At 62.0% G+C, this 12,527-nt stretch carries 12 protein-coding genes and 1 riboswitch; of the genes, 4 read left to right on the top strand and 8 right to left on the bottom strand.

Features of this window, described 5'->3' with window-relative positions; genetic code table 11:
• The first annotated feature begins 80 nt into the window (after window positions 1–80).
• From AC6CIG_RS05730 to derI, 3 genes are read left to right on the top strand one after another with little or no spacing between them, the layout of a single operon-like run.
• Window positions 81–866 carry a DeoR/GlpR family DNA-binding transcription regulator gene (locus AC6CIG_RS05730; protein ID WP_127711254.1) on the top strand — a complete coding sequence of 262 codons (786 nt, stop codon included), beginning with the start codon at window positions 81–83 and terminating at the stop codon, window positions 864–866.
• Window positions 863–1,630 carry a triose-phosphate isomerase gene (locus AC6CIG_RS05735; protein WP_437411705.1) on the top strand — a complete coding sequence of 256 codons (768 nt, stop codon included), beginning with the start codon at window positions 863–865 and terminating at the stop codon, window positions 1,628–1,630. The genes AC6CIG_RS05730 and AC6CIG_RS05735 overlap by 4 nt, the downstream gene beginning before the upstream one ends.
• Window positions 1,631–1,674: 44 nt before the next feature.
• Complete coding sequence (gene derI / locus AC6CIG_RS05740; RefSeq protein ID WP_003537271.1) at window positions 1,675–2,112, top strand: D-erythrulose-4-phosphate isomerase; 438 nt, start codon at window positions 1,675–1,677, stop codon at window positions 2,110–2,112.
• Window positions 2,113–2,257: 145 nt separating this feature from the next.
• On the opposite strand, the gene AC6CIG_RS05745 is transcribed toward derI, so the two are convergent.
• From AC6CIG_RS05745 to AC6CIG_RS05780, 8 genes are all read right to left on the bottom strand, one after another.
• Complete coding sequence (locus AC6CIG_RS05745; protein WP_164866996.1) at window positions 2,258–4,489, bottom strand: TonB-dependent siderophore receptor; 2,232 nt, start codon at window positions 4,487–4,489, stop codon at window positions 2,258–2,260.
• Between the two features lie 152 nt (window positions 4,490–4,641).
• The gene (locus tag AC6CIG_RS05750) at window positions 4,642–5,526 is read right to left on the bottom strand and encodes an AraC family transcriptional regulator (RefSeq protein WP_127711248.1); all 885 of its coding nucleotides are present in this window, start codon (window positions 5,524–5,526) and stop codon (window positions 4,642–4,644) included.
• A 204-nt stretch (window positions 5,527–5,730) separates the two neighbouring features.
• A complete protein-coding gene (locus AC6CIG_RS05755; RefSeq protein ID WP_127711246.1) occupies window positions 5,731–6,204 on the bottom strand; it encodes a 6,7-dimethyl-8-ribityllumazine synthase in 474 nt (157 codons plus the stop codon).
• Window positions 6,205–6,293: 89 nt separating this feature from the next.
• A riboswitch (FMN riboswitch) is annotated at window positions 6,294–6,459 on the bottom strand.
• Between the two features lie 114 nt (window positions 6,460–6,573).
• A complete protein-coding gene (locus AC6CIG_RS05760) occupies window positions 6,574–7,635 on the bottom strand; it encodes an ABC transporter ATP-binding protein (protein WP_100671731.1) in 1,062 nt (353 codons plus the stop codon).
• A 4-nt stretch (window positions 7,636–7,639) separates the two neighbouring features.
• On the bottom strand, window positions 7,640–8,428 hold the full coding sequence (locus AC6CIG_RS05765) for an ABC transporter permease (RefSeq protein WP_018095499.1): 789 nt from the start codon (window positions 8,426–8,428) through the stop codon (window positions 7,640–7,642).
• Window positions 8,425–9,306 (bottom strand): ABC transporter permease, encoded by an 882-nt coding sequence (locus AC6CIG_RS05770; RefSeq protein ID WP_018095498.1) that lies wholly within the window; start codon window positions 9,304–9,306, stop codon window positions 8,425–8,427. The genes AC6CIG_RS05765 and AC6CIG_RS05770 overlap by 4 nt, the downstream gene beginning before the upstream one ends.
• 77 nt (window positions 9,307–9,383) lie before the next feature.
• Window positions 9,384–10,487, bottom strand: coding sequence for an ABC transporter substrate-binding protein (locus AC6CIG_RS05775; protein ID WP_018095497.1), 1,104 nt, complete (start codon window positions 10,485–10,487; stop codon window positions 9,384–9,386).
• Between the two features lie 186 nt (window positions 10,488–10,673).
• Window positions 10,674–11,552: a MurR/RpiR family transcriptional regulator gene (locus tag AC6CIG_RS05780; protein ID WP_127711244.1), complete on the bottom strand. Its 879-nt coding sequence runs from the start codon at window positions 11,550–11,552 to the stop codon at window positions 10,674–10,676.
• A gap of 170 nt (window positions 11,553–11,722) precedes the next feature.
• Here AC6CIG_RS05780 and AC6CIG_RS05785 point away from each other — a divergent pair, with 170 nt between their 5' ends.
• Complete coding sequence (locus AC6CIG_RS05785; RefSeq protein WP_018095495.1) at window positions 11,723–12,496, top strand: N-formylglutamate amidohydrolase; 774 nt, start codon at window positions 11,723–11,725, stop codon at window positions 12,494–12,496.
• Window positions 12,497–12,527: the final 31 nt, after the last annotated feature.

The raw sequence follows: 12,527 nt of genomic DNA on the forward strand, positions 1-12,527 counted from the left end.
CCATATCTGAGTTGAAAAATCACATAAGAGTGTTACCTTCCCTTGGCGCGGCGGTTAGCTGCACCTGACGGGACGATGCGATGAAACCGGAAGACAGACGCCAGGCGATCATGGATGTCCTGATTGAGGCGGGAACAGCCTCCGTCGAGGAACTCGCCCTTCGCTTCGGGGTCAGCAAGATGACGGTTCATCGCGACCTTGACGATCTCGAACAGGCGGGGCTCCTGCGAAAGGTCCATGGCGGCGCTTCCATCCAGTCGAGCCCGCAATTCGAAAGCGATTTCCGCTACCGTGAAAAGATCGCGACGGGCGAGAAGCGCCGCCTTGCGGAACATGCCGCGACGCTGATCGAGCCCGGCCAGAGCATCATCATCGACGACAGCTCGACGGCCGGAGCGATCGCCGGGTTTCTAAGGGATATTCGCCCGCTCACCGTCATCACCAACAATCTCGGCGTCATCGCCGATCTTTCGGGAGCCCCGGGCATCAACCTGATCGCGCTCGGCGGGCATTACAGCAAGAAATTCAACGGCTTTTTCGGTGTCGTCACCGAGGAGGCGCTGCGTTCGCTGCGCGCCGACGTGGCCTTCCTGTCGAGTTCGGCCGTCGAGGGCGCGTCAGCGTTCCACCAGGATCAGGAGGTCGTGCAGATCAAGCGCCAGATGGTGAAATCCGCCAGCCGCAAATATCTTCTGGTGGACCACGGCAAGTTCGGCCGGTCGGCCCTGCATTTCCTGACGGGGCTGGAGGCCTTCGATGCGGTGCTGACCGGAAGCGAAGTGTCCGAGGGGAATACGGCGGCGCTCGGCGACGCCGGCGTCAAGCTCGTCAGGATCGACAATCGGAAAATATTGGAGAACGCATGAGCAAGTCTGGTCTCTGGGTCGGCACGAGTTGGAAGATGAACAAGACGCTGGCCGAGGCAATGGTCTTCGCCGACGGTCTTGCGGCCGCCGAGGACGGGCGCGATCAGCGGATACAGCGCTTCGTCATTCCTCCGTTCACCGCCGTGCGGCAGGTGAAGGAAAGGCTTAACGCGACGAGCGTCAAGGTCGGCGCGCAGAACATGCACTGGGACGATGCGGGCGCCTGGACCGGTGAAATTTCTCCGGTCATGCTCAGGGATTGCGATCTCGACATCGTCGAGCTCGGTCACAGCGAGCGGCGGGAGCATTTCGGCGAGACCGACCGCACCGTGGGCTTGAAGACGGCAGCCGCCGTCAAGCATGGGCTCGTGCCGTTGATCTGCATCGGCGAGACTCTCGCCGAACGCGAGGCGGGCGAGGCGGATACGGTCCTGAAGCGCCAGGTGGAAGGCGCCTTTGCCTTTCTCGAAGGCGCGGCGCGGACGGCGCCCGTTCTCCTGGCCTATGAGCCGGTCTGGGCGATCGGCGTCAACGGCATACCGGCCACCGCCGACTATGCGGATTCCCGCCACCGCCGCATTGGCGAAGTCGCCGAGCGTGCACTCGGCGTGAAGGTTCCGGTACTCTATGGCGGCAGCGTCAATTCGCAGAACTGCGAGGAATTGATCCTCCAGCGCCATATCGACGGGCTCTTCATCGGCCGCTCCGCCTGGGATGTGGGCGGCTATCTCGACATTCTGCAACGCGTAGCCCGGGCGATCTGAGCATCGCCGGGTCAGGCAACAACACCTTACGGAAAGGAAACGACATGAAAATCGCGATTGGAGCCGACAGTGCCGGCAAGCCCCTGCTCGACGTCATCGCCGCGCATCTCGCCAAGAGAAGCGATCTCGAAGTCAAGGACCTGAGTCAGACCGGCTACTATGCCGATCTCTCCCGCGATCTGGCGCAGACGATCACGGCCGGCGAAAACGAGCGCGGCATTCTGATCTGCGGCACCGGGATCGGCGTGTGCATCTCGGCCAACAAGGTGCCGGGCATCCGCGCCGCGCTGACCCACGATACCTATTCCGCCGAGCGGGCGGCCAAATCCAACAACGCCCAGATCATCACCATGGGCGCGCGCGTCATCGGCCCGGAACTGGCGAAATCGATCGTCGATACGTGGCTGGCCTCCGAGTTCGACCCCAACGGTCCGTCGGCGGCAAATGTCGAAGCGATCGACCGCCTGGATCAGGCGAAGTAACGGTCGCGAATTCTGCGGCGCGTGCTGATCCTCCCTCATGCGCACGCAGCGAGACGCCCGGCAGCAATGCCGGGTGTTTTCGTTGAAGGGGCGGTGGATGAGTTCCCCCACATCCGGCTCTGCCTATGAGGGGAAGTACCACCCGTCACCACTTCTTGCTAAGCTTCAGCGTGAAAGTCCGGCTTTCGCCGTAGCCGCAGGTCAGGAGACCCTGGCAGCCCGCGACATAGTCCTTGTCGAACAGGTTGGCGACGTTGAGCGACGCCGTCCAGTCGTTCTTCTCATAGCGGATGGCGGCATCTACGAGCGTCGCCGCCGGGACCTTCTTCGTATTCGCGGCGTCGGCCCAGGACTCGCCCTGGCGGCGCACGCCCGCACCGAGGCTCATGCCTTCGAACGCGCCGCCGGTCACGGTGTAGTCGAGCCACAGAGCGGCCTGAGTCTCGGGTATGAGATAGGGCGACTTGCCGAGCAGCGACGGGTTGGTGTCTTCCGTGATCTCCAGATCGGTATAGCTGAACGCCGAGACGACCTTCCAGTTTTCGTCGATATTCACCTTGCCTTCGAGCTCGAAACCGCGGGAGCGCACCTCGCCGAGCTGTGTCGAAACACCGAGTGTGTCGGTCACCTGGACGTTCTGCTTGGTTATCTGGAAGACCGAGGCGGTGAACAAACCATCGATAAACGACGGCTCGTATTTGATCCCCGCTTCGTATTGGTAGCCTTCTTCGGGCTTCAGGGGCACCAGCGTCGTGACCGCGGGATCCGGGTTCGAGTCGCGCGAGCCCACGAGCGGATTGAAGAACGTCGCTACGCTCAAATAGGGCGTAACGCCGCTTTCGAACTCGTAGGCAAGGCCGGCCCGGCCGCTGAGCGCTCCGTCGTCATATCCGAAGTTCGAAGGTGCGGCCCAGGCCGTGGCGCCGTTCCTGAGGTCGGTGTCCACATAGTCGTATCGCCCATTGAGCGTGGCCAGCCAACCGTCGCCGAAGCGCACTTGATCCTGAGCATAGATGCCGATCTGCTGCTGCGTGAAAATCTGGTTGATGTAGACGGATTTCGGGCCCTGCGGCACACCGTAAACCGGATCGGTCGGGCTGATCGGTGTTGCGCCTCCCGAGGCGCCGATGTGGTCCAGTCGGTAATATTTGTAATCCAGGCCGGCGAGGAAGGTGTGGCTCGTGGCGCCGAGATCGAATTCCGTCTCGGCGCGGTTGTCGATCGCAAAGCTGTCGACTTTCGAGGTGGCCTCGAAACCGATGCGGTTCAGAAGGTAGTCCGGAGCGATCGGATCGACATTGCCGAAGCCCGGGCCGACATAGCCGTAGGGATACGGATAGTTCTCGTGTTTGTGGAGATGGGCATAGCGGGCGTTCTGCGTAAATTTCCAGCCGTTGTCGAAGTCATGCGTGAACTCATAGCCGACCATCTGCTGGGCGTAGGTTCCTTCGTCCACGTCCGGCTCGCCGAAATAGGCGTCGCGGTCGATCTTGCCGTAGGGAGCATCGACCACGGTTCCGACATAGGGCAGGAAGCCGTTGCCGACATGAACCTGGTCCAGACCCTGGAGCAGGCCGAAGACGGTCAGGCTGGTCGCGTCGTCGGGTGCATAGGTTACCTGAGGAAGGATGAAACCGCGCAGGTCCTCCGAATAGTCCGAATAGTTGTCGCCGCCGGCGACTTTTCCGGTCAGGCGGTAGCGAACCGTTCCGTCATCGTTCAGCTTGTCGCTGATGTCGACGCCGGTGAAGGCGTTGCCGTCGCTGTTGATGCCGACTTCGGTGTAATAGAGCGGCTCATCGAGCGGACGCTTGCTGATCAGATTGATGATGCCGCCCGGATTGGACCCGCCATAGAGCACGGAGGCCGGGCCCTTCAGCACCTCGATCCGCTCCAGCATAAAAGGGTCGATCTGGAAATTGCCGAAACCGAAGCTGAAGAGCGGCAGGCCGTCGAGGAAGAGGCCGGTCTGGGCCGCATCGAAGCCGCGGATGTAGAACCAGTCCGTGTCGGGATCGGTGCCGAAAGGTGCCGACAGGACGCCGGGTGTATAGCGCAAGGCCTCGTCGACCTTGTTGACCACGGCGCGATCGTCCAGTTCCTCGCGGCCGACGACGGAGACCGACTGGGGGATTTCGCTGAGCGGCGTGGCGGTCTTCGACCCGGTTGCGGTCGCCTTTGCGACGTAGCCGTCCACCGGTCCGCTCGCGCTGGCGCCCGTCGCATTGCCGCCCTCGACGACGATTCGCTCGAGCTGCGTGGCGTTTCCCTCCTGCGCCAGCGCCATTCCGCTCATCATCAGCGGCGCGAGCGCCGCTCCGCTCGCCAGAAGAGTCTTCAGATGCGCCCCGCGAATCCTGCACTTCATCTCATTCATGCCCCGAAAAATCGGCCGGCCCCGCGTTGCCCCGCGTGACCGGCACTGTCGACGATAAGATGAGTGTCTAGATCAACTATTTTGGCGGCGCTTGTCCCGATATCGGGAAATTGAACGATTTTGGGCAAAACTGCGCGCTGCCGGCGGACTGGTCAGGCGATGTGACTTTTCTTCCAGAAGGCCGGAGTCGTGCCGACTGCCTTGCGAAACACACGGGTGAAGTGCGCCTGATCGGCAAAACCCGTCTCGGCGGCAATCGAGGTCAGCGGGGCGTCGCTCCTGAGCAGCATCTGCTTTGCCCGTTCGACCCGCGCATTGATGTGCCACTGGTGAGGCGCGACACCCGTCGAAGCCTTGAAGGCGTGGCTGAAATGCGATTGGGAAAGGCCCGTGAGGTCGGCGAGTTCCTCGAGCCGGACATTACGGGCGAAATTCTCCTCGATGAAATCGACGGCCCGCCGCAATTGCCACGCCGCAAGCTGGCTGCGCTTGCGGCCGCTTCGCTTGCCGATCTTCATGAGATCGATGAAAAGCGCCACCGTGAGGCCGTCGCCGTAAAGATCGTGGAGGGGCTGGGGATTGAGGCACTCGGCTGCGATCAGGCCGGCGATCGTGAGGAAGCGTTGGTCCTGGAACATCAGCCGGGGCGTCTCGATTGCCGCGGCGTCCAGGTCTTCCTTCAGGCGTCTGCCGAGCGCATCGATGTCGAAGTGAAGATCGAGATGCCGGATGTAATGGATGTCGACGACATCGGTCCAGAGCTCCATTCCGGCCGGGATATAGGAGAGGGCCTGCCGATGGTAGTTCTGGACGGCACCCTCGCCGTTTGCGGCGAGCTTCACCCTGCAATTGCCGCCGCCCTTGGCGTCGAGCACGATGAACATGCGGGGGTCCTCGGCGATATAATAGCCGCCCGCATGCGGAACGCATTCCACATCCCAGACATCCGCGACCACACCATTCCACTCTCTGCGGTTGAGGCCGCCGATGATCGAAAACCCGCTGATCCTGTTCTGCATGCGCGGCTGAAATGTCATCGTCGCTTTCTCCGGTCCTGCCGGCGTACCAAGCCCGACCGCAGTAATCCTTCAGGTGTTATTCAAGTTTGTTATCGCGGATCGCGTGGGGTTTCAATCGCTTCAATGTGAAGGCGCGGCCGATGCCGACCGCGCCCCTTTTCTGAATGGAATTGGTACATCTGCCCCTCCCGGGTTTAACCCGAGGAGAGGGGCAGCACCTTTTCAGGCGTCGACCAGCGCGAGCTTCGCACGCGCATCGAGAATCTGCGCGCAGGCATTCGCGGCTTCCTCGCCCTTGACGACGAAATGGTCGCGGAAGAAGGCGATCAGAGGCTCGCTTTCCTGGAAGTTGTGGGGTGTCAGGACCGCGGAGAGCACCGGCACGTCGGTATCGAGCTGGACGCGCATCATGCCGTCGAGCACCGTCCCGGCGACGAAGTCGTGGCGATAGATGCCGCCATTGACGACGAAGGCGGTGCCGAGGATCGACGCGTAGCGGCCGGTCCTGGCGAGCGCCTGCGCATGCAGCGGGATTTCGAGCGCTCCCGGCACGTCGAAGATCTCGACATCGGCGGCGCTGCCGCCGAGTTTCGTCCATTGCGCAATAAAGGCGTCGACGCAACGATCGACGATATCGGCGTGCCAGCGGGCGCGGACGATGGCGATCTTGGCGGAGGGATGGGAAAGTATGGTCATGGTCTCAAGCCTTTCAGGGTTGGCATTTTCCAATGATCCCGTCGGGCGAACATGCATGCGCGAAGACCCCGGGGAGGGGCGACGCCTCTGCTTGCTCTCTTCCATCCGGACTATAACCGTCGGCTCCGGAATTCGACCGGATCTGCTGACCTTCGCACGAAAATGCGAAGCGCTCGCGGGCTTCGACCACCGACCATTCCCGATCCTGTGTTCGCTACCGCCGGTGGGGAATTTCACCCCGCCCTGAGAACGCTTGCGACTATAGCGGCTGTTTCGCCGCCGTCAAATCTGTGCTGCGACGTGAAAGCGAAAAATCACGACAGAATTTTCCAAGGATTTCGCGCCCCTGAACAATTCATTCCCGCCGGTCTATTCGCGGATGACGAGCAGGTCCTTTGCCGCGAAGCGCAGCGTGACGCTCTCGCCGGCGACCGGTGGGGTCATGCCCGGATCGTTGAACATATCGAAGGAGATGATGTCTTCGCCGACCCGCAGCTTGGTGCGGATGACGGAGCCGAGAAAGCTCCTCGATACGACTTGGCCCGGAAGTGCGGTATCGCCCCTGGCGCCCTCGGCGATTGAGCCTGCTTCCGGCCTGAGCGCCAGCGAAATGCTGTCGCCGCCCTTTGCCCCGGCTATCGGCTCTTTCAGCGAAATCCGCTGCCCGCCGATGGTGACCGCGCCGCTTGCGGGATCGGCCACCTTCCCCTCGATGATGTTGAGTGTGCCGACGAAGGAGGCGACGAATCGTGTGGCCGGGGTGTTGTAGATCTCGAAAGGGGTGCCGATCTGATCGGCGCGGCCGGCATTCATGACGACGATCCGGTCGGAGATCGACAGTGCCTCCTCCTGGTCGTGCGTCACGAATACCGTGGTGATGCCGAGCTGCTGCTGGATCTGCCGGATCTCCTCCCGCAGCGAGATGCGGATTTTTGCATCGAGCGCGGAGAGCGGCTCGTCGAGGAGCAGCACCTGCGGCTTGACGGCGAGGGCGCGGGCAAGCGCCACGCGCTGCTGCTGTCCGCCGGACAATTGATAGGGGAAGCGGTCCGCCAGATGCTCGAGCTTGATCAGTCCGAGCATCTGCTTCACCCGTGCCTCGATCTCCGTTTTGGAAGCGCCGGCGACCTTGAGGCCGAAGGCGACATTGTCGTGAACATTCATGTTGGGAAAGAGCGCGTAGGCCTGGAACACCATGCCGATATTGCGCTGGTTGGGCTTCAGCGTGCCCTGGTCCTTGCCGTCGATGAAGATCGAGCCGCCGGACGGCGTTTCGAAGCCGGCAATCATGCGCAGTATGGTCGTCTTGCCGCAGCCGGAGGGGCCGAGGAAGGAGACGAACTCGCCCTTGTCGATCCCCATGTCGAAATTATGCACGACCTGGACCGGGCCGAAGGATTTCTGGATGTTGGTCAGTTGCAGGAATGCCATGTGATCAAGCCTTGGCCGGAGCGGATTTCTGGAAGCGCGACACGAGCTGGATCAATCCCATGCTGAGCCAGGTGATCGCGAATGCGATGACGGCGAGCGCCGAAGGCTCGTAGGCCTTGTTGGCGCCGACAAGCTGCAGATAGGGGCCGAAGGCCGGGCGGTTGAGCAGCGCCGCCATTGTGAATTCGCCCATGACGATCGCGAAGGTGATGAAGGCACCGGAAAGCACGCCGCTCATCACATTCGGGAAAATGCAGCGGAAGAGGATGGTCGGCCATTTGGCGCCGAGGCTTTCCGCGGCCTCGGTCAGCGTTCTGACATCGATGGCCCGCATAGCCGTGTCGACGGCGCGGTACATGTAGGGAAGCGACAGCGTCATGTAGGAGAACATCAGGAGCGCATTGGTGCCGGAAGTGGAGCCGGTCAGCGGCAGGAACGATGAGGAATTATAGAGTCTGAGATAACCGAAGACGATGACGATCGCCGGAATGACGAGCGGCAGCAGCGTGATGAACTCGATGACGGGGCGGACCTGGGGCAGGCGCAGCCGCACCCAGTAGGCGGTCGGCACCACCAGCAGCATGCCGAAGATGATCGTGAAAAACGCCATCAGCATCGAATAGCCGAAGGTCTCGCGAAACTGGAAGTCGGAGAAGACCGACCGGTAAGCGTCGAAGGAATAGGCATCGCGGCGCATGCGCAGCGAGAATTCCAGCGTGCCGAGCAGGGGGACGATGAAATAGCTCGCTCCGATGGCGATGGCGATCCAGGCACCGAGACGTCTTGCTTTCATTTCTGCCACCGTTCGGCGCGCATCCGCAGCCAGATGTAGAGAATATTGGAGATGCCGGTGATGACGATCATGCCGAGCGCCAGCGCATAGCCGAGGTTCGGATTATGGAGCACGTCGCCGCGGATCTGCGCATAGAGCAGGATCGGCACGATATTGAGCGAACTGCCGGTCAGCGCGTAGGCGGTGGCGATCGCGCCGAAGGCGTTGGCGAAGAGCAGGAGCGTCGTGCCGAGCAGGCTCGGCCAGAGGATCGGCAGCGCCACCATGCGCCAGTATTGCCAGGTGGAGGCGCCGAGAATTTCGGAAGCTTCGCGCCATTCCTTCTTCATGCCGTCGAGCGCCGGCGTAAGGATCAGCACCATCAGCGGGATCTGGAAATACATGTAGGTGATGGTGAGGCCGAGGAAGCTCAGGAGATTGAACCCCGTCGAATAGAGATTGAAGCCGAACCAGTCGCGCAGAAACACGGTGACAAGACCGGTGCGGCCGAGGGTGGCGAGAAAGGCGAAGGCGAGCGGAACGCCCGCGAAGTTGGAGGCGACGCCGGAAAAGGTGAGGAGCCCGGAGCGAATCCAGCCCGGCAGCCCGCCAAGCACGATCGCCCACGCAAGGAAAAAGCCGATGAGCGCGCCGCCGAGCGAGGAGGCGACCGATACGCGGATTGAAATCCAGTAGGCGGAGAGGATCGAGGGCGTGAAGAGATCGCCGATATTCTTGAAGGTGAACTCGCCTGCAGGCGTGAGGAAGGCGCCGGTGACGAGATAGAGCGTCGGAACGACCAGGAACATCAGCGCGAAAATCATGAAGGGCGCGATGCCCAGCCAGTCGATGATCGCTCGTTTGCTGATCAGGGGTGCTGCTGCTGTTGTCGTGGTCATAAAGCTTTCGGCTGTCCCGGCGTCGGAGGAAAATGACCTCCCCGCCACGTACGAGGCGGGGAGGTACGCAATGGCAGTTACTGCACGCTCGCGCCGACGACGCTATCCCATTTGGTGGTGATCGCTTCCTTGCCCTTGGCCTGCTCGTCGAGTGTCGGGAACACGGCCTTTTCGTAGGATGCGGCCGGCGGCAGCTTGTCGAGCATTTCCTGCGGAACCTTGCCGTTCTTGACGAGGTCGTTGAAGCGGATCGGGTGGCAGTAGCCCTTCAGCCAGCCGAGCTGACCTTCGTCCGAATAGAGATATTCCATCCAGAGCTTGGCAGCGTTCGGATGCGGAGCGAAGGCAGAGATCGCCTGCACGTAGACGCCGGCGACGACGCCGGAGGCCGGGACGACGACTTCGACCGGCGGGTTGCCGTTCAGGCTGTCGCGCCAGGAGAGGCCGTTATAGTCCCAGGCGATGATAATCGGCGTCGAGCCTTGCGCAAGCGAGGCGGACTTGCCGATGACCGGGACGAAGTTGCCGGCCTTGTTGACCTCGGCGAAGAAGGCCAGGCCCGCTTCCCCGGCCTTTGCCGCATCCGTTTCGCCGGCCGCGAGGCCTGCGGCGTAGACCGCCTGCACCGCCTGGTTGGATGCGCGCGGATCGCCGGCGAGGGCGACCGAGTTCGCATAGTCGGACTTCTTGAGGTCCGCCCAGTCCTTCGGCACGTCCTTGACGATATCGGTGTTCACCACGAAGGAGAGAACGCCGTAATAGTCGCCGTACCAATAGCCTTCCGGATCCTTGGCCGTGTCCGGAATCGTGTCCCAGGTAGAGACCTTGTAGGGCTGAATCAGGCCTTCGGCCTTGGCCGAGGGACCGAACGAGAGGCCGACGTCGATGACGTCGGGGGCCTGCGGGCCGGTGTTGCCCTTGTTGGCCTTGATCGCCTCGATCTCGTCTCCGGAGCCCGCATCCGGGTTCAGTTCGTTGACTTCGATGCCGTATTTGGCCTTGAAGCCGGCGATTACGTCGCCGTACCCGCACCAATTGTGCGGGAGCGCGATTGTCGTCAGCGTGCCTTCCTTCTTGGCGGCTGCGATGAGCTCTTCGCTCGGCTCGGCAACGGCTACTGCCGTCGTTGCGAGCAGCATGGCGGTCGAAAGCGAGAGCAGGCGTTGAGTCCTTGAAATCACTGGCGTTCTCCTTATTGGGTTTTCAGTCAATTTCGCCGATGCAGTTAAAGATATGCGATGAAGCTTATGTGACAGGCTTTGTCCCGCCTGCGGCAGATATGTCGGCTTCGGAGCAATCCGCCCCGGTTGCATTCGAATGTCGCCTGAATGCTCTTCCATCAGGGAATTCAAGCCGCCGGAGCCCTCCTAGACCGGCTTGCGGAAAATGCGGGTGGAATCGAACAGGCCCTCCAGCGTCTTCATCCGGTCCCGGGTTTGGTCCCAGTTCGAGCTCTGTACCGCCTCGATCAGCGCCTCCACGAGGAAGAGCAGCATGACGGAACTGTCCCATGCGGAGGGAACCTCGATCCGGGCGCGGAAAACCTTCGATGAAGACTTGGCGACCGGAGAGCCCCACTGGTCCGTGAAGAGGATGATCTCGACGCCGCGCTCTCGGGCGGAGCGGGCGAGCGTTTCCATCTCCTGCTCGTAACGGCGGATGTCGAACAGGATGAGGACGTCTCCCGAGCGCATGTCCAGCACGTAATGCGGCCACGAACTCGGGTTCGCGGCGATCTGCGTGACGCCGGTTCGGATGACCTGAAGATGAGTGAAGAGGTAATCCGCGAGAGAGCGGGTGATGCGCCCGCCGACGAGATAGACCCTGCGCTTCAAATCGGCAACGAGTGCGGCGGCCGTGTCGAACTCCGCGGGCTCGATCTGCGACAGCGTCTGGCGCATGTTTCCCATGACCGCGTCGGCGAAGCGGTTGAGCGTATGGGTTCCCGGCGCGCTGGCCGCCCAGCGGTCGTGCTTCGCGATCGGATTGGAAATCGTCGCCTCGAGCTCCTGATGAAGCCGTGCCTGGAAGTCCGGGAAGCCGCGAAAACCGAGCTTCTGAACCATGCGGGCGACCGTCGGCGTCGAAACGCCGGCGTTCTCTGCAACGGTGGTGATCGAGCCGAGACCGGAGACCGGGTAGTTGTCGAGAAGTGTCTCCGCCAACTGCCTTTCGGCGCGCGTCAGCGCGGCGAAATGTGCGCTGATCACATCCGACACCGTCATGGAAGCCGTGTTGCCGTTCAATGTCGTCCCCTTGGCCGGTCTTTGCCAGCTTGCCGGAAATTAAACATCGCTGTCACAATCGGAGTCAATCGCAATTTTGAAAAGATCGTTTCAGTTTTCCATTGACAGCAGCCCATTCGTGAAGAATTCTCTTCATAATCATCGTCTGCCAAGGCATTGGGGAGCCGGTTTTGACGAGACTTTTGACTGAGGCAGAGGGCGACCCGGTCGCGATCGAGAACGCTGAAGCAGCGGGAGATTTTCTCTTCGTCTGCGAGCATGCCTCGAACCGTATGCCCGAACGCCTGGGAACGCTCGGTCTCTCCGGAGAAGCGCTCGAAAGCCATATCGCCTGGGATCCTGGCGCGTTGGCTGTCTCCCGGCTGCTCTCCAAAGAGCTGGATGGCACCTTGATTCATCAGCGTTTTTCGCGGCTTGCCTATGACTGCAACAGACCGCCGGAAGCGGCTGCGGCGATGCCTTCCGTCAGCGAGACCTATGAGGTGCCCGGCAACGTCGCCCTGTCGGCCGCGGAGCGGCAGGCGCGGATCCAGGAGATTTACCTGCCGTTTCACGCGGCGGTCACGCGCGCGGTGGCAGACCGCAAGGCCGCGCGCAGAGGGCCGGTTCTCGTGACCATACACAGTTTCACGCCGATCTATTTCGGCAAGCCGCGGACCGTCGAGCTCGGCATTCTGCACGATGCGGACAGCCGGCTCGCGGAGCGCATGCTTGCCGCCGCGGCGACCGCGGAGGCGGGATACGACGTCCGCCGCAACGAACCTTACGGACCGGCCGACGGCGTGACGCACAGTCTGATCGAATACGGTATCCGCCTTGGCGTGCCGAACGTCATGATCGAGATCCGCAACGATCTTATCCGCGATAAAGTCGGCCAAAGGGTCATGGCCGATTATCTGGCGGGGCTGCTCGCGACGAGCGCGGTTGCCCTTCCGGCACAATAATAGACCCGGGGAGCGGCGAAGCCGCGGTGAT

This window comes from Sinorhizobium sp. GQ132, from assembly GCF_059758575.1.